The sequence below is a fragment of the Proteus sp. fly-1013 genome, assembly GCF_040140245.1.
GTDB lineage: Bacteria > Pseudomonadota > Gammaproteobacteria > Enterobacterales > Enterobacteriaceae > Proteus > Proteus mirabilis_B.
The window spans coordinates 161,092-187,779 of record NZ_JBEEWD010000004.1 but is presented as its reverse complement, the minus strand read 5'-3'; the positions used below and the strand labels follow the sequence as shown (position 1 = coordinate 187,779).

The 26,688-nt window shown below is 35.3% G+C and carries 21 protein-coding genes, 1 tRNA gene and 1 riboswitch; of the genes, 16 read left to right on the top strand and 6 right to left on the bottom strand.

Annotation, left to right across the window (positions count from 1 at the left end):
- Window positions 1–219 precede the first annotated feature (219 nt).
- The 4 genes from ABN236_RS09550 to fliZ all read left to right on the top strand — a co-directional run bounded on the left by ABN236_RS09550 (window position 220) and on the right by fliZ (window position 3,646).
- Window positions 220–519 (top strand): HigA family addiction module antitoxin, encoded by a 300-nt coding sequence (locus ABN236_RS09550; RefSeq protein ID WP_349473887.1) that lies wholly within the window; start codon window positions 220–222, stop codon window positions 517–519.
- 251 nt (window positions 520–770) lie between these two features.
- Window positions 771–1,892, top strand: a complete 1,122-nt coding sequence (locus ABN236_RS09545) for a FliC/FljB family flagellin (RefSeq protein ID WP_349473886.1) — start codon at window positions 771–773, stop codon at window positions 1,890–1,892.
- A gap of 442 nt (window positions 1,893–2,334) precedes the next feature.
- Window positions 2,335–3,057 (top strand): RNA polymerase sigma factor FliA, encoded by a 723-nt coding sequence (locus tag ABN236_RS09540; protein ID WP_036912728.1) that lies wholly within the window; start codon window positions 2,335–2,337, stop codon window positions 3,055–3,057.
- A 58-nt stretch (window positions 3,058–3,115) separates the two neighbouring features.
- Window positions 3,116–3,646, top strand: a complete 531-nt coding sequence (fliZ, locus tag ABN236_RS09535) for a flagella biosynthesis regulatory protein FliZ (RefSeq protein WP_088495242.1) — start codon at window positions 3,116–3,118, stop codon at window positions 3,644–3,646.
- Window positions 3,647–4,083: 437 nt separating this feature from the next.
- On the opposite strand, the gene putA is transcribed toward fliZ, so the two are convergent.
- Window positions 4,084–8,052 carry a trifunctional transcriptional regulator/proline dehydrogenase/L-glutamate gamma-semialdehyde dehydrogenase gene (putA, locus tag ABN236_RS09530; protein WP_349473885.1) on the bottom strand — a complete coding sequence of 1,323 codons (3,969 nt, stop codon included), beginning with the start codon at window positions 8,050–8,052 and terminating at the stop codon, window positions 4,084–4,086.
- Window positions 8,053–8,520: 468 nt separating this feature from the next.
- On the opposite strand from putA, the gene putP reads away from it, so the two are divergent.
- Window positions 8,521–10,005, top strand: a complete 1,485-nt coding sequence (putP, locus tag ABN236_RS09525) for a sodium/proline symporter PutP (protein WP_088495244.1) — start codon at window positions 8,521–8,523, stop codon at window positions 10,003–10,005.
- A gap of 120 nt (window positions 10,006–10,125) precedes the next feature.
- Here the strand turns inward: putP and ABN236_RS09520 are convergent, their stop codons facing one another.
- Together ABN236_RS09520 and ABN236_RS09515 are read right to left on the bottom strand one after the other, a co-directional pair.
- Window positions 10,126–10,956: a hypothetical protein gene (locus ABN236_RS09520; RefSeq protein WP_349473884.1), complete on the bottom strand. Its 831-nt coding sequence runs from the start codon at window positions 10,954–10,956 to the stop codon at window positions 10,126–10,128.
- 239 nt (window positions 10,957–11,195) lie between these two features.
- The gene (locus tag ABN236_RS09515) at window positions 11,196–12,032 is read right to left on the bottom strand and encodes a hypothetical protein (RefSeq protein ID WP_349473883.1); all 837 of its coding nucleotides are present in this window, start codon (window positions 12,030–12,032) and stop codon (window positions 11,196–11,198) included.
- 292 nt (window positions 12,033–12,324) lie between these two features.
- Here ABN236_RS09515 and ABN236_RS09510 point away from each other — a divergent pair, with 292 nt between their 5' ends.
- From ABN236_RS09510 to ABN236_RS09485, 6 genes are all read left to right on the top strand, one after another.
- The gene (locus ABN236_RS09510) at window positions 12,325–12,771 is read left to right on the top strand and encodes a DUF6386 family protein (RefSeq protein ID WP_194950754.1); all 447 of its coding nucleotides are present in this window, start codon (window positions 12,325–12,327) and stop codon (window positions 12,769–12,771) included.
- A 650-nt stretch (window positions 12,772–13,421) separates the two neighbouring features.
- Entirely contained in the window at window positions 13,422–13,952 is a 531-nt protein-coding gene (locus tag ABN236_RS09505) for a fimbrial protein (RefSeq protein ID WP_088495248.1), read from the top strand.
- A gap of 63 nt (window positions 13,953–14,015) precedes the next feature.
- A complete protein-coding gene (locus tag ABN236_RS09500; RefSeq protein WP_088495249.1) occupies window positions 14,016–14,741 on the top strand; it encodes a fimbrial biogenesis chaperone in 726 nt (241 codons plus the stop codon).
- A 15-nt stretch (window positions 14,742–14,756) separates the two neighbouring features.
- The gene (locus ABN236_RS09495; RefSeq protein ID WP_349473882.1) at window positions 14,757–17,285 is read left to right on the top strand and encodes a fimbria/pilus outer membrane usher protein; all 2,529 of its coding nucleotides are present in this window, start codon (window positions 14,757–14,759) and stop codon (window positions 17,283–17,285) included.
- A complete protein-coding gene (locus ABN236_RS09490; protein WP_237585727.1) occupies window positions 17,282–18,661 on the top strand; it encodes a fimbrial protein in 1,380 nt (459 codons plus the stop codon). Before ABN236_RS09495 ends, ABN236_RS09490 begins: the two co-directional genes overlap by 4 nt.
- A 2-nt stretch (window positions 18,662–18,663) precedes the next feature.
- Complete coding sequence (locus tag ABN236_RS09485; protein ID WP_088495251.1) at window positions 18,664–19,353, top strand: fimbrial biogenesis chaperone; 690 nt, start codon at window positions 18,664–18,666, stop codon at window positions 19,351–19,353.
- Window positions 19,354–19,589: 236 nt separating this feature from the next.
- On the opposite strand, the gene ABN236_RS09480 is transcribed toward ABN236_RS09485, so the two are convergent.
- A tRNA-Lys gene (locus ABN236_RS09480) sits at window positions 19,590–19,665 on the bottom strand.
- A 260-nt stretch (window positions 19,666–19,925) separates the two neighbouring features.
- On the opposite strand from ABN236_RS09480, the gene cycA reads away from it, so the two are divergent.
- The 3 genes from cycA (at window position 19,926) to ABN236_RS09465 (ending at window position 23,101) form a co-directional block, all read left to right on the top strand.
- Window positions 19,926–21,338, top strand: a complete 1,413-nt coding sequence (cycA, locus tag ABN236_RS09475) for a D-serine/D-alanine/glycine transporter (protein WP_088495259.1) — start codon at window positions 19,926–19,928, stop codon at window positions 21,336–21,338.
- A gap of 298 nt (window positions 21,339–21,636) precedes the next feature.
- Window positions 21,637–22,074, top strand: a complete 438-nt coding sequence (locus tag ABN236_RS09470; RefSeq protein WP_349473881.1) for a universal stress protein — start codon at window positions 21,637–21,639, stop codon at window positions 22,072–22,074.
- A 208-nt stretch (window positions 22,075–22,282) separates the two neighbouring features.
- Window positions 22,283–23,101, top strand: a complete 819-nt coding sequence (locus ABN236_RS09465; RefSeq protein ID WP_161711418.1) for an MBL fold metallo-hydrolase — start codon at window positions 22,283–22,285, stop codon at window positions 23,099–23,101.
- Between the two features lie 190 nt (window positions 23,102–23,291).
- Here ABN236_RS09465 and ABN236_RS09460 read toward each other — a convergent pair whose 3' ends face one another.
- The gene (locus tag ABN236_RS09460; RefSeq protein WP_088495261.1) at window positions 23,292–23,738 is read right to left on the bottom strand and encodes a universal stress protein; all 447 of its coding nucleotides are present in this window, start codon (window positions 23,736–23,738) and stop codon (window positions 23,292–23,294) included.
- Between the two features lie 235 nt (window positions 23,739–23,973).
- Between ABN236_RS09460 and psiE the strand changes: the two genes are divergently transcribed.
- Together psiE and rlmA are read left to right on the top strand one after the other, a co-directional pair.
- Window positions 23,974–24,387 (top strand): phosphate-starvation-inducible protein PsiE, encoded by a 414-nt coding sequence (psiE, locus tag ABN236_RS09455; RefSeq protein ID WP_023581865.1) that lies wholly within the window; start codon window positions 23,974–23,976, stop codon window positions 24,385–24,387.
- A 147-nt stretch (window positions 24,388–24,534) separates the two neighbouring features.
- The gene (gene rlmA / locus ABN236_RS09450; protein WP_349473880.1) at window positions 24,535–25,350 is read left to right on the top strand and encodes a 23S rRNA (guanine(745)-N(1))-methyltransferase; all 816 of its coding nucleotides are present in this window, start codon (window positions 24,535–24,537) and stop codon (window positions 25,348–25,350) included.
- Between the two features lie 92 nt (window positions 25,351–25,442).
- Here the strand turns inward: rlmA and mntP are convergent, their stop codons facing one another.
- On the bottom strand, window positions 25,443–26,030 hold the full coding sequence (mntP, locus tag ABN236_RS09445; RefSeq protein ID WP_349473879.1) for a manganese efflux pump MntP: 588 nt from the start codon (window positions 26,028–26,030) through the stop codon (window positions 25,443–25,445).
- Between the two features lie 84 nt (window positions 26,031–26,114).
- Window positions 26,115–26,228: riboswitch (yybP-ykoY riboswitch) on the bottom strand.
- Window positions 26,229–26,688 lie beyond the last annotated feature (460 nt).

Below are 26,688 nucleotides of genomic sequence, written 5' to 3'. Positions count from 1 at the left end.
CGTACTCTGACACAAAAGATACCTTTCTATATCCAAAAGGTCCTCGCAAGAGGGCCTTTTTTTTGCGATAAAGCATATCTATATTTTTCCTTTATCTATTTTAAAAAATTATTTCAACGTAGCTTTTTTCCTAAAGAAAACGATAAAAATCATTTTATGTTGCAGTGATTGTAACAACCCACTAGTGTGTTACATATCGTGTAATATTAGGTTAACGTTATGAAACAATTTAAAATTTCACATCCCGGCGAAATTATTGCGCGAGATTTAGCTGATATGGGAATTAGTGGGCGCCGTTTTGCTTTAAATATTGGTGTAATTCCTGCAACTGTATCTCGTCTGTTAGCAGGTAAAACCGCATTAACACCTTCATTAGCGATCCGTATTGCAGCCGCATTAGGAAGCACACCTGAATTTTGGTTACGCCTTCAAAGTATTTATGACTTGAGACAATTAGAAGATCAAATAGATACTTCTAAAATTGAAGTCTATGGTGAAGTTGCTGATTTTGAAGTATAGACTCTTGTTATTTTATCTTTAACCCCACTCTTTTTTAGTTTTTATTTTTTTCTCAATTTAATTCTCTTTTCTTTTAAATCAATAAGTTCTTAAAAATTAACTGACTGGCTTTTATTGCTATTTTCGCGACGCCAAAAACCGTAAAACCCTCGAAATTGATGACGATAGTGTTTAGGCAACGTTATTACAGTGGCGTAATAACAAACCTATTCATGAAAAAAATTTTTAAAATCAAGTCGAAGGAATATCGTATGGCACAAGTTATTAATACCAATTACCTGTCTTTAGTGACTCAAAATAATTTAAATAAATCACAAGGCGTTTTAGGCTCAGCGATTGAGCGTTTATCTTCTGGTCTGCGTATCAATAGCGCAAAAGATGATGCCGCAGGTCAAGCGATAGCTAACCGCTTTACTTCAAATATTAACGGCTTAACTCAAGCCTCTCGTAATTCAAATGATGGTATTTCAGTTGCTCAAACCACTGAAGGAGCATTGAATGAAATTAATAACAACTTACAACGTATTCGTGAACTGACCGTTCAAGCTAAAAATGGTACTAATTCAAATTCTGATATTAGTTCTATTCAAAATGAAGTTACTGAGCGTTTCGCTGAAATCGATCGTATTTCTGAGCAAACCCAGTTCAATGGTGTGAAAGTATTGAATGGTGATACCGAAATGACCATCCAAGTCGGTACCAATGATAAAGAAACGATTAAATTTAAATTGGATAAAATTGATAATGATACTTTAGGGGTTGGGAACGATAAATTATATACCGAAACAACGACTAAAAAAGGTGTGACTGAAAAAGGCACGGCTATTACAACTCAAGCCGATCTTGATAAAGTTTTAACAGGCGCAACTAAAATGTCAGGTAGTGACACTTTATCTACCTATAAAGAAGATGGTAAAGAAGTCAAAGGAAAATATATCTATCATGATAATACTAATTCTAAAGACTATTTAGTTTCAGCATCTGATCTTGAATTAAAAGGTACTTCAAATGATGAAGTGAGCATAAAAGCAACATCCAAAACAACAGCTAACGAATTTACTGCCAGTGCGGGTGTTGATGTAAAAACACTCACTGTAAATGATGATGCACTTGCAACATTAGATAGTGCAATTAATAAAGTTGATGAAGCGCGTTCTAAATTAGGTGCGGTACAAAACCGTTTTGAATCTACTATTAATAATTTAAATAACACTGTGAATAATTTATCGGCTTCCCGTAGCCGTATTTTAGATGCGGATTATGCAACAGAAGTATCAAATATGAGCCGTGGACAAATTCTGCAACAAGCAGGTACTTCAGTATTGGCTCAAGCAAACCAAGTTCCACAGTCTGTTCTTTCTTTATTACGTTAATCTTCTCTTTAAATAATCCTCAATTGACACCCACTGCAATTTTTGTAGTGGGTGTTTTTTTCATCAAAACAATCGTTTTTTTAATTAATCATTTATGAGTATTTTAACTCGCCAATTAGACGCTAAAATCTCACAAAATAAAATACTATGATTTATATGTTATTTTTTTATGAACAGAATGCATATTCAATGCGTTGATTTCTTTTAATGAGATAAAATATCAATTTAATTAACGGTTTTTCTAAGGATTAAGACCGAGTGTTTTAAGGTAAAGTAGTTCTCGTAATGCAATGACAAATTAATTTATCAATGAAAACCCAACTTTTGCTGAAAATTTGGCATAGGTGAAAAAGAGGCGCTTTTGCTTCACTGTTCAGCCGATTGCTAAATCTATTTCGCCAGATAATGGTTTCCGGTCTTTTATCCAAAGGTGTCTTTTGTTGTGAGTGATTTGTATACCGCCGAAGGCGTGATGGACAAAAATAGCCTCTGGGAGCGATATGTCCCGTTGGTTCGCCATGAAGCATTACGATTACAGGTCAAGTTACCTGCGAGTGTTGAATTGGATGATCTTTTGCAAGCAGGTGGAATTGGGCTGCTAAATGCCGTTGAGCGTTATGACTCAATGCAAGGTGCTGCCTTTACCACTTATGCTGTTCAACGTATCCGTGGCTCTATGTTAGATGAGCTGCGCAGTCGAGATTGGGCGCCACGTAGTGTGCGTCGCAATGCAAGAGAAGTAACGCATTCTATTCATCAATTAGAGCAGGATCTAGGACGACCACCATTAGAACAGGAAGTTGCTGATCATTTGCAGATTGAGTTAGCAGAATACCGGCAGATCCTATTGGATACGAATAACAGCCAATTGTTCTCTTATGACGAATGGCATGAAATTTACGGTGAAAGCTGTGAACCGTCTCAAGACGAAGATCATGATGACAATCCATTACAGATGTTATTAGAAAGTGATATTCGCCAAAGAGTCATAGACGCGATAGAATTGCTTCCCGAAAGGGAAAAAATGGTTCTTACTCTGTATTATCAGGAAGAACTTAATTTGAAAGAAATAGGCGCAGTGCTTAATGTCGGGGAATCCCGCGTGAGCCAGCTACACAGCCAAGCCATAAAAAGGCTGCGAGCACGCTTAAACCCAGAGAAATAGAAGTTTTGCTTATTTTTGTTTTTGTTTATTAAGACTACAACACAGGGCTTTATCTCTTATGTCTGTTTCAACACAAAAGAAACGGCCGCTAAGCCGTTACATTAAAGACTATAAACACAGCCAGACTCATTGTCTACATTGCCACAAGGCGCTTGATCGGATCTCTCTCGTATTCAATCGCCAAGTTATCAATAAAGAAGCCATTTCTGAAATGACGGATTTAGTTGATGATGAAACGTGGGAAACGTTACAAGAGAAGTTCTCTGCGCTATGCCGTTTTTGTAGTGAGATTTACTGTAATAGTGAAACTGACTACTTTGACATTATGTCTTTTAAGCAGTATTTGTTTGAACAAACGGAGATGAGCCACAGTACTGTTCGTGAGTATGTGGTTCGTTTACGTCGGCTCGATGAATTACTGACTTCAACTAATTTTCCTCGTCAAGAGTTTACGACAGAGAAAATTCAGTCAGACTTGAGTAAAAAGCTCACTCCCTCTGCATTTAGTAACTACAATATTGCACTACGTAAGTACGAGCAATATCTTGATTGGTGCCAAGAGCCCCCATCAATGAGTAGCAGTCACTAATTGCGCTCAAGAGAGACCTTAAAAGGAGTAGCCTAGCCTGCTCCTTTTTCTTTTCTATTAATTCTAAATCCTTCCTATTTTTTCTTACTCAATTTCTTTTTTATTTCTAAATTTATCTATCAACGATGAAAAGCAATGTTGTACTGAGTAAATTGCATCAATAGATAAAAAAAGCGCCCACAGTGGGGCGCAAGTTTCAGGTATTCATAAAGATATAATTAAATCAACTTCTAGGTTGACTTGGACGTAAGTATATTTACTAAACTAATTCGTCGCGAATAATAAATATAAAAAGAGTGAGAACAGTCACAGCATTAAAAAAATAACACTTTTAACTATCTCTTTAGAAATAATAGGGTAGCAAAATAAAAAACCACCTTTAAGAAAACAGACTTTAAAGGTGGTCTCAAAGACAAGGAGAGAAAGAGAAGGGGAAATTAACTAATCGTCATTAAGCTTGCATTACCTCCAGCTGCCGCTGTATTAATGCTTAATGCTCTTTCATGTAGTAAACGTTCTAACAATATACCTGTTTCACCACGAGAGAATCCTTGAACAGAAATTATAGCTCCTTTGCGTTGAGCAATTTTTTGGCAAGTTTCACGTAATTGGTCACCATCACCATGGTAAATCACCGCATTTATTTTCAGTGACTCATCATTCCAGTTTTCAGTCAATGTAATGGCTTTTCTGACAATATCAGGTAATTCACGATATGTTTTTTGTGAGAAAGGGCTATTAACCACAACAGCATGACAACCAGAAGCGAGAACAGCGGCAATTTGAGTCAATGCATCTTGCTCGTTATCTGAAATACACAACACATTACCACAAGGGACTAATTGATAAGTATTGCGTTCGCCAGTAGGACCCGGTAATACACGCAGTGTTCCTGCTTGTGATGCAAGGGCATATTTCTCTAAAGCTTCATAGTGTGGTTTATCCGCTTTGTTTGATAGCCATTCCATATACTTATGATAAGTTTGTAATAACGTATTACGCATAGAAGTATCAAGAGGAAGTGTTTCATCTTGGCGTGCTAATGTTTGCGTTGCGGCATTTTCAGGGCGTTTAGATAATAAGCGATATAGATAAACAGGGCCGCCTGCTTTCGGACCCGTACCCGATAATCCTTCACCACCAAAAGGCTGAACACCCACAACTGCGCCAACCATATTACGGTTAACGTATAAATTTCCGACTTTGGCATTTGAGGCAACATAAGCAATGGTTTCATCAATACGTGTATGAACGCCCATTGTTAACCCGTATCCGGTTGCATTAATCTCTTCTAGTAATGCTGGCAAATCTTGGCTTGCATAACGTACAACATGCAACACAGGGCCAAAGATTTCTTTCTTCAATGAACTGACTTTATCTAATTCAATTAAAGTCGGCGGAACAAAGGTACTGTTACTTTCAGCGTGTTTTGACAAACTATTGTGTGATGCTTGATAAATCTCGAAGCCAGTTGTACGCATAGATTGAATATGTTTTTCTATGCCTGATTTTGCTTCTTTATCGATAACAGGACCAATGTCTGTAGATAGTAAACTTGGATCACCCATTGTTGCTTGAGCCATCGCACCTTTAAGCATCTCGATAGTACTCTCAGCCACTTCTTCTTGAATACATAACAGACGTAAAGCAGAACAACGTTGACCAGCACTATCGTAAGCGGATGCCATTACATCAGTTACCACTTGCTCTGTTAATGCAGATGAATCAACAATCATGGCATTTAAGCCCCCCGTTTCTGCCACTAAAGGCACTGGGCGACCTTCGCTGTCTAATCGACCCGCTAAGGTCTTTTGTAAAATATGAGCAACTTCCGTAGAACCTGTAAACATCACACCTCGAACACGCTCATCAGCCACTAAGCGTGCACCAATGGTTTCACCTTGCCCCGGTAGCAGTTGTAGTGCAAAAGAAGGAACACCTGCTTGATGGAAAAGCGCAACGGCTTTCGATGCAATTAAAGGTGTCTGCTCTGCGGGTTTTGCTAGAACGGTATTACCTGCTGCTAAAGCTGCCGCAATTTGTCCGCTGAAGATAGCTAATGGGAAGTTCCAAGGGCTGATACAAACCACAGGCCCTAAAGGTCGATGTGTATTATTATCAAAGTCTTGAGCGACTTGAGCCGCATAATAGTAGAGAAAATCAATGGCTTCGCGGACTTCAGCAATCGCATTACTGTAAGTTTTACCTGCTTCGCGCACGAGTATTCCCATAAGAGGGCCCATTTGTTGTTCCATTAACTCCGCAGCACGGATCAAAAATGAAGCTCTTTGCGCTGGTGGTGTAGCAAACCAGATTTCACCTTTTTCTTGAGCAATGGTTAAGGCAAAATCTGCCTCGGCTTCTGTTGCTTCTCTTACTGTACCGACAATATCAGCATGATTGGCTGGATTTAACACAGATTGAGGTTCTTGTGTTTTCTCTGAAGAATTAAACGTATCACCTAATAAAGGTTCGCAATGTATATTTTCAGTTGCTGATGTTAATAAGGCACTAGAAAGTGATGCCAAGCGATGTTCGTTTGACATATCAATGCCCGGTGAGTTTTTACGTTCATCACCATACAGTTTATGAGGAAGCGGAATTTTAGGATGAGAAAGTCCAACTTGGCCTTCGGCTTGAGCCATTCTATTCACTTCTTTGACCGGATCTGCCACTAATTCATCAAGAGAAATTGTGGTATCAGCAATTCGGTTTACAAATGACGTATTAGCCCCATTTTCAAGTAAGCGACGCACTAAATAGGCAAGTAATGTTTCATGAGTTCCTACGGGCGCATAAATACGACAAGGGCGACCTAGTTTCCCGTCTGCAATTTTACCAACAACTTGAGCATAAAGTGGTTCACCCATACCGTGTAAACACTGGAACTCGTATTGTCCGGGGTAATAGTTTTGACCCGCTAAATGATAAATTGCTGACAGTGTGTGCGCATTATGTGTAGCAAATTGCGGATAAATAAAATTAGGTGATGCGAGTAGTTTTTTCGCACAGGCAAGGTAAGAGACATCGGTATACACTTTGCGAGTATAGACAGGATAATCTTCAAGACCATCAATTTGAGCACGTTTTACTTCGCTATCCCAATAGGCACCTTTTACTAAACGGATCATTAAGCGACGACGGCTACGACGTGCCAAATCAATCACATAATCAATAACTAATGGACAACGCTTTTGGTAAGCCTGAATAACAAAGCCAATACCATTCCAACCTGCTAATTCAGGTTCAAAACAGAGTTTCTCAAGTAGATCGAGTGAAATCTCAAGTCTATCTGCTTCTTCTGCATCGATATTAATACCAATATCGTATTGCTTTGCTTGTAATGTTAATGAGAGTAGGCGAGGGTAAAGCTCAGACATAACACGCTCATATTGAGCACGGCTATAACGAGGATGTAATGCTGAAAGCTTGATAGATATTCCAGGGCCTTCATAAATACCTCTGCCGTTAGAGGCTTTACCAATTGCGTGGATGGCTTGTTGATAGGAGACTAAATAATCTTGAGCATCTTTCTCTGTTAATGCGGCTTCTCCTAACATGTCATAAGAGTAGCTAAAGCCTTTTTCTTCAAGTTTGCGTGCATTTGCGAGTGCTTGAGAAATAGTCTCACCAGTAACAAATTGCTCGCCCATTAAACGCATCGCCATATCAACGCCTTTACGAACTAATGGCTCGCCACTTTTGGTGAGAATGCGATTTAAAGAGTTAGATAGCTTTTCTTCATTATGGGTCGAAACTAATTTGCCTGTGAATAATAAGCCCCATGTTGCCGCGTTCACAAACATAGATTGGCTTTGTCCCAAGTGTGAGCGCCAGTTTCCATGACTGATTTTATCGCGGATAAGCGCATCACGAGTGGCTTTATCAGGAATACGCAATAAAGCTTCTGCTAAACACATTAAGGCGACACCTTCTTGTGAAGAAAGTGAGAATTCCTGTAATAGACCTTGAACTAGCCCTGAGCGTCCAACACCATTTTTCTGTTTACGTAATTTTTCGGCGATGGAATAGGCTAATTTATGCGTTGCTTGGGCTTCATTTTCAGGTAATGTCGCTTGTTGCAATAACATAGGTACAGCTTGTGTTTCAGGTGTCCGATATGCAGAAGTAATTGCTGAGCGTAGAACAGATTGCGGATGAATATGTTCAGCAAACTCTAAGAATGGCTGATAATGAGCGGTTGGTATTTCAGTGCTTTCATCAATATCTTGTTCTGCAAATGTTGAATTACCAAGATTAACCTGATCATTTTCGATTTGTTCTAGATAATCGAAAATAGCCTGCTTAATTAACCAATGCGATGTTCTATCTAATTTCTGTGCAGCTTCTTTTAATCTATTGCGGGTTTCTTCATCAAGTCTAACACCCATTGTTGTGCTACTCATGCAGTGCTCCTATATTCTATTTCTAATTCACAAGTACAGTTACCCGTTATTTTTATTAATATCATTCATGTTGCAACTTTGTGCAACATTGTTAACAATTTATTTATAAATAATGTGAAAGTAGTCAGGTTTTGTGAGTGATTAAAAATAGTGTAATTTATTTTTTCTATATATTTATATATAAATCAATAAATTATATTTATCTTGTTGATGTTTACATTTATAATGTGTCTTCTAATTAAGACAAATAGTGTGAAGTCATAAACAAAATTTAAACATTTAAACGTTAATTTCTTGTTAAATGCAGTTAACCTATTCTAGGATTGATGTGAATGCTTTATCTGTTGCTGTAAGAAATTATTTTAATTAAAAACTGAAAAGATCATTAATGCGCAACGAAGTGCAACGTTCCTGTACAAGTCAAAAGCATACCGATGATCGGAAACAGATTTATGGAGAACTGCAATTATGGCCTTAACTTCGCCAATGCTAATTACATTTACGATCTATATCTTGGGTATGCTTTTTATTGGCTACCTTGCTTATCGTTCAACAAAAAACTTTGATGATTATATTCTTGGCGGTCGGCGACTGGGCAGTGTTGTTACTGCGCTTTCAGCGGGTGCTTCAGATATGAGCGGCTGGTTATTGATGGGATTACCGGGCGTGGTTTTTTTCGCCGGTATTTCAGAAAGTTGGATAGCTATCGGGCTCTGTTTAGGTGCGTGGCTAAACTGGCGTTTAGTTGCTGGGCGTTTACGTTTGCAAACTGAGAAAAACAATAATGCATTAACGTTACCCGATTATTTGACATCGCGTTTTGATGATAAAAGCAAAATGCTACGTATCATTTCAGCACTTGTTATTCTTACTTTCTTTACTATTTATTGTGCATCAGGTGTAGTTGCTGGTGGAATGTTGTTTGAATCTACATTCCATATACCTTATCACGAGGCGATGATTTATGGTGCACTTGCAACGATTGCATATACTTTTTTAGGTGGTTTTCTTGCTGTAAGTTGGACTGATACTGTTCAGGCAACGTTAATGATTTTTGCTCTGATCTTGACACCTATTATTGTTATTTTCTCAGTAGGTGGCATTGATACTTCTATTGCTATCATTAAAGCGAAAGATCCATCTTATTTGGATATGTTTAAAGGACTTGATTTTATTGCCATTATCTCATTATTGGCATGGGGATTAGGTTATTTTGGACAACCTCATATCCTTGCACGTTTTATGGCGGCTGATTCTAACCAAACTATTCGTAAAGCTCGCCGTATTGGTATGACGTGGATGATCCTTTGTTTAGGGGGAACTGTTGCGGTTGGATTCTTTGGTATTGCTTACTTTGAAATGAATCCAGCACAAGCGGGTGCGGTAACGGCTAAAAATGAACGTATCTTTATGGAGCTGGCTTCACTGCTCTTTAATCCGTGGATTGCTGGTATTTTATTATCTGCAATTTTAGCGGCGGTAATGAGTACACTAAGCTGTCAATTATTAGTCTGTGCAAGTGCGTTAACTGAAGATTTATACAAACCATTTATTCGCAAAAGTGCGAGCCAAAAAGAGCTAGTTTGGGTAGGGCGTGGCATGGTGTTATTAGTTGCGATTATTGCCATCTTCTTAGCGCGTGATCCTAACAATAAGGTGCTTGATTTAGTCAGTAACGCGTGGGCAGGTTTTGGTGCCGCCTTTGGTCCTGTGATCCTTATTTCTGTTCTGTGGAAACGTATGACCCGTAATGGTGCTTTTGCCGGAATGTTGATTGGTGCTTTGACCGTGTTAGTGTGGATGCAATATAAATGGTTTGGTTTATATGAAATTATTCCTGGTTTTATCTTTGCCTCTATCGCTATCGTTGTTATTAGTTTAATGGGTAAAGAGCCAAGCAAAGAAAACCAACAACGCTTTGATGAAGCTGAAACTCAATATCAGAATACATAATAAAATATAGAAAAATAGATAAATAAAAGGCCACTTTATTTTTAATAAGGTGGCCTTTGTTATGTAATATCATAATAAACTAAAAATAGAGTGTGATTTTAAATTTTTAACACTGGTAACTTATTCATAATATTCATATTCATGGTAGACAGTGGCAGTACTAGTGTCGATTAATTTATCATCTTTTCTTACTTCACTTACCATATCCCAGATTAAGCAATTATTATATTTATCCCATTCTCGACAGGTGTTGTCATATTCTCTTATATCATCATATAGGCTGGTAAATATTTGCATCTGGCGCAAAATTCGACCATCTTTATCATAATTAAATTCTAATATAACGTCACTATGATCCATCGCTTTTAAAAGACGCCCTTGTTCATCATAATAATATTTAATTGAATTGCCTTGATTTTCAGCCGTGGATTTAATAATTGTTTCTGCTACAATTTTTTTATTATTGTATGTTAGTTCAGCAAAGTCAGTGCCAATTAATGAGCCATCATCATCATAAAAATGAGAGGTTTTATCTATCAACTGATTTTGATTGTTTTTTCCATAAAATTCAACTAGATAAAGAGAGTTTGTTCTATGTCTGTTTTTTAACTGATATTTATACTTAATGTTATAAGGTGTAGACATTCTTAAAAGATTTGTCTCAATATGTTCATGAATATATTCTTGTGTAGAAAAATCATATTTAGTAAGAACGCCACATTCATCAAATTGTGCCTCTCCTTTAAAGGCTTTAAGTCGGCCTTTTTCAGGTAATTTGCTGGTGGTGATAATTGTTTTTATTGGGCCATAATTGAAATCAATCATTATGAACATATTGTTAGCTGCATTCACTTGTTTTTGTGATTGCTCACAAGATGTTGATATCGCAGAAGCAGGAAATGTAATAAAAAGTGTGCATAAAGAAAAAATAAAAAATAATGGAAATTTCATATAATGAACCATCTTAAATTTTATTAAAAGAGAACATGCGATAAAGCATATTCATCATTAATTGATTTAAGTAGTTTTACACAAATTGTTTTTTAATGAAAGTATCACGAGGGGGATCTAACTATAGATACTAACTATAGATAAGAATATATGTAATAAATATAAAAACCAGTCTATTTTTGATAGTCTGATTTTTATATTATCAACTTAAATTTGATACAAAAAACATAATATAAATATTATTCGTAGTAAATAAACTCGTTATGAAGCATAGCCTTACTAAAATTCACCACCTCATCATCAAATTTAATCGTACTCTCAAGTTCTTCTTTTGAACAATTAGCAAATTTGTCCCATTCAAGGCAAGTAGTGATAAAGGCTTTATCTTCTCCATTAATGCCTTTGATATAGTTTGATTGAGTCACAACTTTTCCTTCAGGATCATATTGATACTCTACATTTATTTTGCCGTCTTCTATTACGGATTGTAGTTTTCCTTGAGGATTATAGGTGTACACTGTTGTGATAATCTTAGTTGTAGGATCAGACGATTTGCTAGTTTCTTTAATAATGCGCCCGTCTTTATAGTCGAATTGGCTGGTGACTGTATCCAGTAAAGCGCCATCATTTGAGTAATATTGAATTACTTTTTTGTTGAACCGGTTCTGCTCATCTTTATGATAGGTTTCTTGCATATAGATAGAGTGTGAGCCGTAGGCATTTTTTATCTGAAATTGATATCGGATAATAGAAGGGTTATTAGGCGATGTTCTTATTAAATTAGTTTCTACATTACCTTCAAAGTACTCCTGCATTGAAGTGCTATCTTTTAATAACTTTCCACACTCATCAAAGTGAATTTCACCTTTAAATGCTTTAAAACGGCCGTCATGGGGGATGGTGCTTGTCATCGTGACTGATTTAACCGGACCGTTATAAGAACTGAGCAATATAATATCGTTATTGGCAATATTGGTTTGTTTTTCAATATCGGTGCATTGAGTTGAAGCCGCGATTGCTGAAAATGAGGAAACCGCATAAAGGGAAAAGGTGATAAGGAGTAGTTGTGATTTCATAAGACCGTCCATGTTATGTATTCGTCATACTTCAAGTCGTAGCGTTGTTGACTAGGCTCATTCGCACTAGTCGCATACTTGTGTATGCTCCTAGCGACTCATTCACTTATCGCCTAGCGGCATCTTGAATTATTTAGAGTATATGTATTCAAGCTACATTTTGATTTATAAAATATAGGTCTAGTATAGGGAATTGGTTTGCTAAATAGTATAGATAAAATCCTATATGATTAACGGTATATAAAAAGAAAAGATATTTAGGTACGTTTAGAACTATTTTGGGAGCATTAAGATGTCAAATGTGTTTTCTTTTATGACTGATACAGCAACTCTGGCAATTTTTGATTTACAAGCAATCCAACATAGAAAATCAGATACAGCCGATTGGTGGAGCATACCAGACGATGAATTAGAGGAAATGAACAAAGGTAATATTGCATTTATTGGGTTAGGTAATGATGGTTTTTACACAATAAATCTATGCGATAACATCGAAGATCCAGATGTAAAAATAAATATCAGTTGCCCATCAGGTGAAATTTTTATTGGTGCAGGAGAGGATACAACTGGTGGTGATTTAGAGCCAGATGATCCACAGTATCGTGCCGGAGAAATTATTTTTCTCTCTGTAGGAGATTATGAAGTTTTATTAAAAAAGGCAGAAAACAGACTTTGTATTTCTATCACCCCAAGTAAATCGAAAGCAAATAAATTTGAGAATGTTTTACGTTTAGATTAAAGAAATATATAACGGTAATATAAAAATATAATAACGAGTGAAAAAATGACGTTATTTAAAAATATCATCCTTATAATTTATTAATAAGTTAATAAAAATAAATTAAACAATCTATGGTTGTATTAAATTTGATATAACGAATATGCTGATTATAAATTAGATTAATCAATTAACTAAATATTAATTGATTAATCTAATTTAAATATCGCTGAAAGAAAATAGTGATATAAGTAATTGTTCGATAATAAAATAAAGAATGGAAACGATTTTATTTTTAAATTTAAAAATAATTAATGAATGATTGATCTTATTTTATTAAAAATGACAAATATCAAATTAAAGTAAAATAATATTATTTTTGATATTAATCCTAATAAAATTAACATTTTTTTATTAAAAAATGCGTAATAGTCGTATTTAGACTATAAGAATATGCTTAAAATCGAAAGATATATACGTATTAACCGCTATATATGATGAAGATAGTTGCATTTTATGAGTAAATAAGTCGATAATAATACATACTTAAATATTAGTACGTAATAAACATGAAATAAGGTTATTAAACCTATTTTATTTCGTGTCTGCCTTTTCATTTATTAAAATCCCAAAATAACTTATTTAGATATATTACCGGAGAGAGTTTTATTATGAATAAAATACTTCTTGCTGCGATGATCGCAGGTGTTTTTTCATCAACAGTTTATGCAGCTTCTGATAATACCATTCGCTTTCAAGGTGAAGTTTCTGATGAAACTTGTACTGTAACTGTTAATGGTAATTCAGCGCTTCCAGTTGTTTTATTACCTACAGTGCCTGTAACTGCATTAGATACTGCGGGTAAAACAGCAGGTCAAACACCATTTACTATCGCAGTGAGTGGTTGTACAGGTTCTAAACCAACAGATACAAATATTAAAACTATTTTTATTGCTAATAATCTGACAACAGAAGGTCGTATTGGCAATACAGCAGCAAATAACAACGTAAGCTTAGAAATTATTGATCCTGCGAAAACAGGCACTAAAATTGATTTAACTGGTGTAGGTAACGAAGGTTTAGTATTAAAAGCAAACGAAAAATCAGCATCTTATGATTACGCTGTGCGTTATTATGCTGATGATGTTGCAACAGCAGGCAAAGTAGAAGGTAGCGTGCAGTACTCTATTTCTTATCAATAATGCTTATATGTCTCCTTTATATAAAGGAGACATTTTTCTATTTATATAAGAGGAAGAGAAGTAATGAAAAAAATAATAATGTTAATTGCCGTATTTTTCTTAAGTTATAGCACAGCATCGTATTCTAGTGTCACCATGCTAAAAACACGTATTGTATATTCATCAGATTCACGCTTTGAAGTTTTAAAGTTTATGAATAACGATGAAATCCCTTACATTATGCAAATATGGGCGGATAAAAATAATCCTAATTCGACCCCAGATAATGCAGATGCGCCTTTTGTTGTTCAGCCCCCAGTTTTTCGTATTGATCCTAAAACAGGGAGAGACGCTCGATTAATTTATACTGGCGAAGGCTTACCACAAGATAAAGAATCTATTTTCTATTTAAATGTGGCGCAAATTCCACCTAAAGATCTGAATAAAGACATAAAAGAAGGAAATAGCTTTACGGTTATTGTGCATCATCGATTAAAAATATTTTACCGCCCAACAGCGATTGCCTCAAAGCTAAATAATATCGAGAAGCAAATATCATTCTCAAAAGAAAGTAATGGCAATATAAAAATTAAAAACGATTCACCATTCTTTGTGTCATTTGCACAACTTGAAGCCACTAATGCTTCGGGACAAAAATTTATATTTAAATCAACTATGGTTTCTCCGTTATCAACAGAAGTATTAGTCGCTGAAAATGGTGGGAAGCTTTCATTTTCACCCGATAAAATGACCTATAAATACCTCAATGATCTAGGTGGGCAGAATAGCGCGACAGATTTAATTCATTAATAAAATGGCATTGAAATGAAATTCATGGAAAAAAGCACAGCACAATTAAATAAGAGAATAAAAGTCGTATTCTTAATCGGCTCATTTTCTCTATTTATTCAATCAATGCCTTTTGCCTTTGCTGATGATTATGAATTTGATCCTTCTTTATTATTAGGTAGCAAAAATAATATCAACATTAATCAGCTTCATGACAGTAATTATGTGGAGCCTGGTAATTACGATGTTGATATATATATTAATAATCGTTTTTTTGAAAGAAAAACAGTGAGTTTTCAATTAAATGATAAAGGTAAAGTGACGCCTTGTTTTAATCAACAACAGATTGATGAAATGGGCATTTTGCTTGATAACGAGATCAATCAAGATAATGGTCAATGTTTAGTATTAAACCAAATTGATAAAAACATTGTAGATTCATTTGATGCTTCTAACTTTAGAATAATGATTGCAGTGCCCCAAATCTTATTAAAACGAAGACCACAAGGTTATGTTAATGAAGAAGATTTAGATGCAGGCAACACCATGTTGTTCACCAATTATTCTGGTAATTACTATAAGAATAAATCGAACGGACAAACTTCAGACTATGGTTTTGGTAGTGTCAACATGGGCGTAAATCTGGGAACTTGGCAATTTCGCCAACAGGCGTCTTATTCTTATAACTCATCGAAATCGGGAAGTAATAGTGAATTTAATTGGATAAGAACGTATCTACAAAAACCTTTATTGACATTAAAGTCGATGTTAGTTGTCGGCGATATTTATACAACAGGCGCACAATTTTCAAGTCTGGCATTTAAGGGTATTCAATTAATGTCTGATGAAAGAATGTTGCCGGATTCTCAAAAAGGCTATGCGCCTGTTATTCGTGGTATTGCGACGACTACTGCACGTGTAGTGATAAAACAAAATGGCACTGAAATTTATCAAACGACGGTATCTCCCGGACAATTTGAAATAAATGACCTTTATCCAACCAGTTATGAAGGGGATTTATTAGTCGAAATTAACGAAAGTAATGGTAAAGTTTCTTCTTTCACAGTGCCATTTACCGCATTACCAGAGTCAGTAAGGGCTGGTCGCTTTAAATATAATTTTACCGCAGGTGAAGTGAATAATTTCGGTTCAGAAAATAGTTATTTTTCAGATATCGCTCTGCAATATGGTGTGAATAATACGGTAACCCTAAATACAGGAATGCGTGTAGGACATCAATATCAAGCAGTATTTGTCGGCTCTGTTATTGCTACAAAATTAGGGGCAATTGGTTTTAATTCGGCATTTTCAAATGCGGAAGTGGGCGGCAAAAATTATCAAGGTGGGCGATTAGGTGTTAGTTATAGTCGTACTTTTAGCCCAACCAATACTGTTATTACACTGGCTGGTTATAAATATTCAACAGAGAATTTCCGCGAATATAATGATGTTTTAGGGTTGAGAAAAAGTGCAAACAATGACATGGAATGGAATTCCAGCAGCTATAACCAAGAAAGTCAGTTTACACTTAGTGTTAATCAGTCTCTTGATAAATGGGGACAACTTTATATTTCAGGCTCTATCAGTAACTATTATGGTAATAAAGGACATGATGCTCAGTATCAAATCGGTTATTCAAATACCTATAAAGATATTGCTTATAGCCTCGCTTACAGCCGCCAAAAAACAGGACAAATGACGGCGAATAATACTTTTACACCAATAACAACTGATCCAATATCGGAAGATATGGTGATGTTGTCTGTTTCTATGCCATTAGGACGTTCTGATTATTCACCAATGCTATCGTTATCTTCTAGCCATTCTAGTGATGATTCGAGTTATCAAACGAATTTATCAGGGCTTTTAGGAGAAGATAAAACACTTTCTTATAGTGTAAATGCAGATTATGACACACAAAATAGAGCTGTAGGCAGTGGTTTACATTTAATAAAACAGCTTCCTTTTACTACGTTATCAGGCAGTATTTCTAATGGTAAACATTACACTCAAGGTAGTGTGGGTATTCAAGGTGCGTTAGTTGCTCACAGTGGTGGCGTAACATTAGGACCTCGTATTAGTGATTCTTTTGCTTTAGTGGAAGCAAAAGGTGCAAGTGGTGCGAGTGTGAGTAATGGTATGGGGGCACGCATAGATCCCTTTGGTTATGCTATTGTGCCTTCTCTTGTTCCTTACCAATATAATAATGTTAGCTTGGATGGGAAAAATATTAGAAATAATAATATCGAGTTGCTGGAAAATACTAAGCAAATAGCACCATATTCAGGTTCAAGTACCAAAATCGTTTTTAAAACTCAAGTCGGATATCCTGTATTGATTTCGGTTAAGCCTGAAAGTGTATTGGCATTAGGTGAAAATGTTTATGATAAGGATAGACATATTGTTGGTATGGTGGGGCAAAGTAACCAAATTTATGTCAGGGTTGAAAATAGAAACGGGACACTGACGGTCGGCAAAGATGAAGATAGTTGCCAAATCGCTTACTCAATACCAGAAGAAAAAGAAGCCGATAAACTCATTTTATTATCAGGTCAATGCTTATGAAATTAAATCGCTGTTTACTTTCTTGTCAGTCCTCTATTTTATTGGCGTTGATGCTATTTCCTTCTTTAGCTTTGGCAACATGTTATAAAATAACAACTACGACGACGAATCCCAATAGTTCGTATTATACCGAGCCTGGTAAAGGTTCAGCGAAAAGTTGGCAAGGTGCTCGGGATGATTCAGGATCAATGGGAAGTACCCCTAAAGTCATTAATGTTAATAACGATCAGTTTCAAATTCCGGGTACATTAGTGGCGAGTGGTTTTGTCTCTTTTTTCGAGGCGGGTTATGAAGTTTATGATCCTGAACAAATATTATTTCGTTGCACAGCCGATGAAGAGGGTAAATTAAGGGAGTTCTATTCAACGAATGGTGACTATAACTATGGTGGCAGAAATTTAGTTAATCCAGCTTTAGGCTTAAATGATACTTATATTAGTTTGGCAAGAGGGCTAGGTATTCGCATTAAAAATACCATTACAGGTGAATATTATAGTCGCTATTGGAAATCTCGCGCTTTAAATAATTTAGAAAGAGATAGCCAAGGATGGATCTTAGTAAAAGCAAAAGACTTCTCTAATATGGAAGTAGAGTTATTTAAGATTAATTATGAAAGAACAGGTGATATGCCACCTGCACAATCAAGTAGTGGTTTAATTACTTTTATTAACCAACCAGCAGGTTATATCGCCTTTCAAAGTTCCAATTTCTCTTATTTATTAAAAGATGGTTCAGATCACGCGACAAACTATCATGGCTTTTATGCTTATTGGCCTGCTGCTGTAAACATGTCTCGCCGTATTTATATTCGTAATGCATCCACTTGTTTTGTGCGAAATGTTACGCCTTACGTTTCATTTCCATTGGTCACTATTAATGAGTTAGCAAGTGGTAAAAAAGTGACTTTACCTATTACGATTGATTTTTATTGCCAATTAACACCACCGGCGAGTGATGGTATGAGCAATATTTCTAGTGGAACAGGAGTAGGACAAACCGCAATGGGGTTTTTACCCAGACCTGCAAATGTTAATAAGGCAATTGAATTAGGATTAACAGTACCTAATGGCGCAGGAATTACCCATTTAGTGACAGATGGTTATGGTACTGACTCTCGTATGGCAAAAGGAGTTGGTGTAAGAATATATCGCCCATCCGGTATGGCATTAAATTTATTATCAACATTAGCCAATGAAGGACAAGGTGAGGGCTACGGTTGGTATCCTGTTTATGATGATGCTAGTTCGGTCTCATTTAATAATGGTATTGCCGATTTAACTAAAACATTATATGCCTCATTAGAAGCGCTACCGAGAGAGAAAATAACTGCGGGTAAATTTAATGCGACATTACAAGTGATTATACAGGTGCAATAAATATGAAAAGGATCAGTATTTTTATTCTGTTACTGTGTTTTTCGTTTATCGCCAAAGCGAATTTAGCATTAGATGGCTCAAGAGTGGTGCTTTATCATTCGGACAGAGAAGCATCATTAAATATAAAAAATGATGGTGAGTTTCCGGTGGTGGTTCAAACATGGGTGGATGATGGTAACCCAGAAAATACCCCAGAGACCATAACTGATGTTTCTGCTTTATCACTACCGCCAGTATTACAATTAAAACCGAGTGAATCACAACAGGTACGAGTGATTAATAAGTTTACCAATACAGATAAAGAGAAAGAGACACTTTATTGGCTGAATTTATATGAAATCATGCCTAAGCCAGCGAATAAAAAATATGATGAAGGCTTAATTAATGTCGTTGTCAGATTACAAGTAAAAGTATTTTATCGCCCTGATAATTTAATTATGGCGATTTCCGATGTCAGTAGTGCTCTTATTTTCACAAAATCAGATCAACAGTTAACAATTGAAAATCCGACACCTTTTTATGTCACTATTAAATCAGCGTCGAGTGAAAATAACCCTAATATTCTTATTCCAATGATAGCGCCATTTTCTAAACAGCAAATCAACCTAGTGGATAGTAAAATAAACACTATTAACTATGTTTTGATTGATGATTTTGGCGGGGAATTTAAAGATAAAAAAGAGATAAAATAGGCTTGTTGATAGTTTATATTGAGTTATCTAATTAAACCAGATTAATTGTTTGCTTTAATTGATTCTATCTACTCTAGATTTGGATAAAGAATAAGCGGGTGCGATTTTCTTTAATCGCCGTATTATTTTGCGTTTTCAGCTTAAGATAAATGCGACACTTTTGCGACACTCAGCTATAAAAGCAAAAAACCACTTCTTGCGAAGTGGTTCAATTGCCTGATTTCTCAGCGTAAATTTGGTGGGTCGTGGGAGGCTCGAACTCCCGACCAATTGATTAAGAGTCAACTGCTCTACCGACTGAGCTAACAACCCGATGCGCTGATTATTCTCCTCTCAAATGCGATGGTCAAGCGCTTATTTTGATTTTTTATCAAATGGATAAAATATCGCCGAATAAATTAAAGAAAGGATCTTATCTGGTTATCAAAGCATCATTCATTTTACTAAAAGTGATCTTTTCATTACTTATACTGAGATTTGTGTCACAATAATTTCGCAAACACATTACCGCGCCAAAAAATAAAATAGCGGTAAAAATAACATCGAAAATATGAAAACACTTCAGGTATTGTATGGAAGATCAAACAGAAATTTCTCCTCCCGTTAGAGTGAAAAATGCCACTCTACAGCGCGGGCTAACAAATCGTCATATTCAATTAATTGCTATTGGTGGTGCTATCGGCACTGGTCTATTTATGGGATCAGGGAAAACTATTTCGTTAGCTGGGCCATCAATTATTTTTGTCTATATGATAATTGGCTTTGTCTTGTTCTTTGTGATGAGAGCAATGGGCGAGCTGTTATTATCGAATTTAGAATATAAGTCATTTAGTGATTTTGCTGGTGATTTATTAGGGCCATGGGCTGGCTTCTTTGTCGGCTGGACATATTGGTTTTGCTGGGTCATTACGGGGATTGCCGATATTGTAGCTATAACGTCTTATATTAGTTATTGGGCACCTAATTTCCCTGAGTGGGGCACATCCTTTATTTGTGTGCTGACATTGCTTATTTTAAATTTAGCGACAGTCAAACTCTTCGGAGAAATGGAATTCTGGTTCTCCATGATAAAAATAACCGCAATTGTCTCTTTAATTATTGTTGGTATTGTTCTTATCAGTATTGGATTTGAATCTCCAGCAGGACACACCGCAGCACTAGAGAATATTTGGAATGATGGAGGGATGTTCCCCAAAGGATTAAGTGGGTTTTTTGCGGGATTCCAAATTGCTATTTTTGCTTTTGTTGGGATTGAATTAGTCGGTACTGCCGCTGCGGAAACGCGTAATCCAGAAAAATCCTTACCAAAAGCCATTAACGCTATTCCTATCCGTATTATTACTTTTTACGTATTAGCATTAGCCATTATTATGTCGGTAACTCCGTGGCGTTCTATTTTGGCGGATAAAAGCCCATTTGTTGAGCTATTCGTTATGATAGGAATACCTGCAGCCGCAAGTTTAGTAAACTTTGTTGTATTAACAGCTGCCGCTTCTTCTGCGAATAGTGGGATATTTTCCACAAGCCGGATGTTATTCGGTTTATCTAAAGAAGGCGAAGCGCCAAAACAATTTAGCCAATTATCTAAACGTGCAGTACCTGCCAATGGGCTGTTATTTACTAGCTTATGTCTGTCATGTGGAATTATATTAATTTATTTTATTCCTGATGTTATGCACGTATTTACCTTGGTAACAACAGTCTCGGCGTTATTATTTATGTTTATTTGGAGTATGATTTTATGCTCTTATTTAGCATATCGTAAAAAACGTCCACAATTGCATGAGAAGTCTATCTATAAAATGCCTTTGGGGATTATTATGTCGTGGCTATGTCTTGCATTTTTTGCATTTATGACAGTGCTATTAGCTTTTGAACATGATACTCGCCAAGCATTAAGTGTGACTCCACTGTGGTTTATCGCATTAGCAGTTGGTTATCAATACGTTAAGAAGAACAAACAGAAAAATGGTGTTCAAAAATAACATAGCGACGACCACATAGATTACATAGTAAAACGAGAGAGCCTTATTATTTAATAAGGCTTTTTATTAAAAATAAAATGCCATTGCTAATAAAATAATTACCAGTTTTTAAAATAAAAATTTATTAAAAATAAAGTTTCCATTTATTTTGATTTATTTTTTTACTTATTTCTTATTATTGTTTTGAGTGAAAAACAGACGTTATTTTTCTGAAATAAAATATTTTTAAAATATGTTAACTACATCCGGTATTTTTCTAAAAATACACTATCCTACAATTAAAATAAAAGGAGACGGTATGTATAAAAATATTTTGGTTCCCATTGATATTGATGAAGATAACCTGATGAACAAAGCAATTCCGTTAGTGGAAAATATTGCAAAAAATGAAGATCCTTATGTTCACTTTTTGTATGTACTTCCTAAACTTCCACAATCTTCTTATTATCGACTTGTTATGAATGGTGATCAATTAGATCAAGGATGCTTAAAAACGTCCGCAGAGAAAGAGCTTAAAAAAATAATCGAACGTTTTGATTTACCTGACGATAGAATGCGAACTCACATTTGTATTGGTACACCACGAGATGCAATATTGCAGGTTGCTGATGAAGTGAATGCTGATTTAATTGTGATTGGTTCACATAATCCTGAAGATGATTCATATCATATAGGTTCAACGGCTGCAGATATTACACGTTATGCAAAACGTTCTGTTATGGTAGTAAGAAAGTAGGGCAGTAAGATAAGCCTAATGTTCTTATAAGTGATAAATAAGAATATTTGCAGATTTAGTGATATCGCTGTTATGTTCCGTTCGCGCGTAACAGCGATTATGCAACTTAAAAAGTAAAGCAATCGCACAGAACAGCAGCTTTTATATTTGGAACAAATTCTTTTTTTAATTACTATAAGTTATCTCCTGATAATAATTAAAAACCCCTATGTTAACGATCACTGCATTGCTAGAAAACAAATCGATTAATCCTGAACTTAACCACTATCCTGGTTTGTCATTATTGTTAGAAGATGATGAGTGCCAAGCTAAAATTCTCTTTGATACTGGAAAAGACCTTACTTTTATTTCAAATGCCAAAAAAATGGGTATTGATTTAACCACATTGAAAACAATTGTTGTGTCCCATGGGCATTATGATCATTTCGGTGGACTCACGCATTTACCCGCAGATTTTTTTACTCATAAACCTCGAATTATCGCTCATCCCCATCTGTTTTCTGTTCGTTATTCAGCACTTTTTTTAGGCAATAAAAATATTAAATTTAAAAGGTTAGCGCCTTTATTTGATCGCAAAAAACTTGAAGCACAGTTTTCTTTTGAATTAACACAAGCACCGTTAGCAATCGAAGAAAACTTTATCTATTCAGGACAAGTAACCCAGCGCCAAGTGAATAAACGCTACGGTGTTATTATTCATGAATCAGGTGAAGAAGATGACTATGTTCTTGATGATAGCTTTCTTGTTTGGCAAGGAAAAAAAGGCTTAGTGATTATCACTGGATGTAGTCACTCGGGTATCGAATCCATCATTGGACATGCGAAAAAAATAACAGGAAATAACCAAATTCAAGCGATTGTAGGAGGATTGCATTTACGTTGTGCAACACCATCAGCATTGCAGCGCGCGAAAAAAGCCATAGATACAAACATTGATGTCTATGGATGTCATTGCACGGGCGTGTTAGGACGAAAATATCTTAATGCAAAAGATTTTAATGCAGGGCAGTCTTTATCTTTTGAATAGGATTAATTGTAAATATTGAATCTAAAAAGACCTGAAATTTTAGTTTTTTGGTCTGTATTCTAACAAGTTAACTATTTGAAATAAAAAAATTAAGGTGCATTTAGTGCTATTTATAACGTAGGAGATCACAGAGTTCTTTTGGCAATAAATAACCTAGTATTATTGCCAAAAGAAAAGAGGGCTAGTGATTTTATTTGCGAATGACCATTACCGAACGTGACGTACTGTTTACAATATAATCCGCTGTCGAACCCAGCAATATATTGCGTTGGTTACGTGAGCTTGAACCTATAATAATGGTATCTGCATCAATTTTTTCTGCTAACTCTAGAATATTGTAATTAGGCGTACCAATAACGGCATGACATTGGTATTGTTCTTTGGGTAAGTTAAATTGTTGTTTTACACATTGCTCTAATTTTTCAGTTAATAGAACTAAAGCTTGTTGCTTTTTCTCAACGACAGACGGACTATCACAATTAAGTCCATAAGCTTCTAAAGAGCGTAAATTAGGCATAACTGTAATGAAATGGAAATAATTTTCTGGTTTCCTAGCTAGGAAGCGAATATCTTCGATCATGCGCTGAATTCTGCTATCTTCTAATAAATCAATTGCAACGAGGTATTTGTTAGCCATAGTGTGCCTTTTCAATAAATTAGCTCTTAAATTAAGTATAAGTAAACCCGCTTACAAGTTGAAATTTAAAAGTGAATATTGCGATTATTGCATCATTATTCTTGGTTTTTTGGCTCTAAAAGATAAAAAATAGTGTGATGAATGCATAAATCTATTAAAATTTAGCCAAATTGCCTAATAGGCCTTTTATCATTTTTTACACATCATAGAATGATCTCACTAGGTTATAGTTTATATGAGAAAATCAAGCGAAGACTTACTGAAATGTATTGCCACTATATTACAGTGGGTGCTTAATATTGGATTACTTATTTTAGCGATTGTATTGGTCAGTTTTCTTATCAAAGAAACATATGTAATTGCTTCATTATTATTTAATTTAGGTGCAGAAGAGTCGTCTTATCAATTGTTAGAAGGTATTTTGATCTACTTTCTTTATTTTGAGTTTATTGCGCTTATTGTTAAGTATTTTTTATCTGGCGGGCATTTCCCTCTTAGATATTTTATTTATATTGGAATAACGGCAATCGTACGTTTAATTATTGTTGAGCATAAAGACTCTGTTGATACGCTAATTCAGTCAGGCGCAATCTTGCTGTTAGTTATTGCGTTATTTATCGCTAACACTGAAAAATTAAAACGAACTTGATTTGCCTATAAGTTGTGCTTATTAAGCGACTTAGCATAGAAAGCATGATTTAAGATTAAAAATAAAGAGCAAGGTTTTCCGCAAGATTGGGAGAGGTATGTTATTATCTCTCCCAATTTTATTCTGGATTATGCAAAAAATATTACTATGTCCTATCAATGTCCATTATGTCATCAGGCACTTTCTCTTCGCGCTCACAGTTGGGTTTGTGACAATAATCATCAGTTTGATTGCGCTAAAGAAGGGTATGTAAATCTGTTACCCGTACAATTTAAGCGCTCAAAAGAGCCTGGTGATAGCGCTGAAATGATAAACGCACGCCGTGAGTTTTTAGATGCGGGGTTTTATCAGCCAATGCGAGATAAAGTGGCTGAGTTAATACAAACATTATTGCCTGAAGATAACAGAGTTGTATTGGATATTGGTTGTGGTGAAGGTTATTACACCAACCAGTTTTATCAAAATCTAAAATCACGTAACCCGCAAGTGTATGGTTTGGATGTTTCTAAAGTCGCGATTAAATATGCTGCTAAACGTTATTCATCAATTCATTTTTGCGTAGCTTCAAGTCAGCGCTTACCTTTTTGTGATGCCTCTTTAAACGCAGTTGTGCGCATTTATGCTCCTTGTAATAGTGATGAATTAGCAAGAGTTATTACACACAATGGTTATATTATTACCGTTACGCCAGCACCTCGCCATCTCTATCAGTTAAAAGCACTAATTTATTCAGAAATACATCTTCATCCATTAAAAGAAGAATATTTTGATGGATTTAATAAAGTATCTGAACATCAAGTTGCTTATATGATGAATTTAAATGGCAAGCAGGCTTTTGATTTATTACAGATGACACCATTTGCATGGCGTGCAAGTGAAGAAGTAAAACAGTCATTAGCAGAAAGTAAAAACTTTGAATGTGAAACCGACTTTTTAATTCGTGTTTATCAACGTCATGCTTAATCACATGAAATAAAAAATAGTTTATTTAGTTAATAAAAAAGCTTAGGTCGTAATATTTCAAACCTAAGCTTTTTAATATACTTTATTAGAGATTATTTGGCGTACATAAATAATTCTAGGTGTTCGAAGACAATATTAAAGCCGATTGCAATTAATACGATCCCGCCAATAATTTCCGCTTTTTTTCCAAGTACTGGACCAATATAACGACCAATTAGCATACCCAGAGTTGCCATAATCATCGTCATCATACCAATTGTCATCGCGGTATGAACAATATTGACTTGAAGGAACGCTAAACCGACACCAATTGCCATTGCATCAAGGCTTGTTGCAATACCTGTTGCAATTAAAGACAGTGAGCTGTGGCGTTGTGGAGCATCTTCTTCACAAGGGCAATCATCACCACGTTTTAAGCTTTGGTAAATCATTCGGCTACCAAGAACAAACAATAATCCAAAAGCAACCCAATGATCCCATTGAATAATATATTGGCTAGTATATAAGCCTAGTGCCCAACCAATAACAGGAGTGCTGGCTTCAATAATACCGAATATAAATCCAGTGCGGAGTGCTTCACGAAAACGAGGTTTGTGTAATGTGGCACCTTTACAGACTGCGACAGCAAATGCGTCCATAGAAAGGGCAAGGGCGAGAATGATAGTAGCGTAGAAACTCATAATAAAGCCTCGGTTGGGGTATTTCCATATACACACAATTGACCCCCAACCAAAGAAGTACAATCATGTGTCTATGGTCTTGCCAACCGTATTACGGCATCTGCACCACGCTAGATGAAAATAAGCGAGTATGTTGATACAGATTTCTTAAAATAATGTTTTTTATTTTAAGACAGGCTACTCCCCAATGACTTGGTGCAGAAGATAACATATTATTTTCGAAAGGCAACATATTATTTATTATATTTCAAAGATGATATTGATAATAATTATCATTATTAAATCGAGTGGTTTTAAATATATTATTAATAATCACAAAATGTTAAAAAAATGATAAATTTCAATGTGATGAATAATTAACCATATAATAAACAATGGGTTTTAATTATTTTTATAATAAGAAGTCAAATTTTTATAGAAATAAATACACCTGATAATTATAAGCTCTATTTCTTACAAAATTAAATGAATATTCAATGAGCCTATATTTAATACGTATATTTAATGCTTATATTTAATATGGGAAAATAAGAAAGGTTTAAATTATAGAAAGATATATTACTTAATTTTAAATGTGTATTTTATGATTATTATCTTTAGTTATCTAAGGGTTAAGTGATGATTAAAAATAAAGTAGCCAAAATAAAAAAAGCCATTC

Coding starts and splice junctions, on each gene's coding strand:
- ABN236_RS09545 (WP_349473886.1), top strand. CDS start 771: ATGGCACAAGTTATTAATACCAATTACCTGTCTTTAGTGACTCAAAAT.
- ABN236_RS09500 (WP_088495249.1), top strand. CDS start 14,016: ATGAAAAAAATAATAATGTTAATTGCCGTATTTTTCTTAAGTTATAGC.
- ABN236_RS09470 (WP_349473881.1), top strand. CDS start 21,637: ATGTATAAAAATATTTTGGTTCCCATTGATATTGATGAAGATAACCTG.
- ABN236_RS09460 (WP_088495261.1), bottom strand. CDS start 23,738: ATGGCTAACAAATACCTCGTTGCAATTGATTTATTAGAAGATAGCAGA.
- putP (WP_088495244.1), top strand. CDS start 8,521: ATGGCCTTAACTTCGCCAATGCTAATTACATTTACGATCTATATCTTG.
- ABN236_RS09550 (WP_349473887.1), top strand. CDS start 220: ATGAAACAATTTAAAATTTCACATCCCGGCGAAATTATTGCGCGAGAT.
- ABN236_RS09510 (WP_194950754.1), top strand. CDS start 12,325: ATGTCAAATGTGTTTTCTTTTATGACTGATACAGCAACTCTGGCAATT.
- ABN236_RS09520 (WP_349473884.1), bottom strand. CDS start 10,956: ATGAAATTTCCATTATTTTTTATTTTTTCTTTATGCACACTTTTTATT.
- ABN236_RS09515 (WP_349473883.1), bottom strand. CDS start 12,032: ATGAAATCACAACTACTCCTTATCACCTTTTCCCTTTATGCGGTTTCC.
- psiE (WP_023581865.1), top strand. CDS start 23,974: ATGAGAAAATCAAGCGAAGACTTACTGAAATGTATTGCCACTATATTA.
- rlmA (WP_349473880.1), top strand. CDS start 24,535: ATGTCCTATCAATGTCCATTATGTCATCAGGCACTTTCTCTTCGCGCT.
- ABN236_RS09465 (WP_161711418.1), top strand. CDS start 22,283: ATGTTAACGATCACTGCATTGCTAGAAAACAAATCGATTAATCCTGAA.
- fliZ (WP_088495242.1), top strand. CDS start 3,116: ATGTCTGTTTCAACACAAAAGAAACGGCCGCTAAGCCGTTACATTAAA.
- ABN236_RS09485 (WP_088495251.1), top strand. CDS start 18,664: ATGAAAAGGATCAGTATTTTTATTCTGTTACTGTGTTTTTCGTTTATC.
- ABN236_RS09495 (WP_349473882.1), top strand. CDS start 14,757: ATGAAATTCATGGAAAAAAGCACAGCACAATTAAATAAGAGAATAAAA.
- mntP (WP_349473879.1), bottom strand. CDS start 26,030: ATGAGTTTCTACGCTACTATCATTCTCGCCCTTGCCCTTTCTATGGAC.
- ABN236_RS09505 (WP_088495248.1), top strand. CDS start 13,422: ATGAATAAAATACTTCTTGCTGCGATGATCGCAGGTGTTTTTTCATCA.
- ABN236_RS09490 (WP_237585727.1), top strand. CDS start 17,282: ATGAAATTAAATCGCTGTTTACTTTCTTGTCAGTCCTCTATTTTATTG.
- cycA (WP_088495259.1), top strand. CDS start 19,926: ATGGAAGATCAAACAGAAATTTCTCCTCCCGTTAGAGTGAAAAATGCC.
- putA (WP_349473885.1), bottom strand. CDS start 8,052: ATGAGTAGCACAACAATGGGTGTTAGACTTGATGAAGAAACCCGCAAT.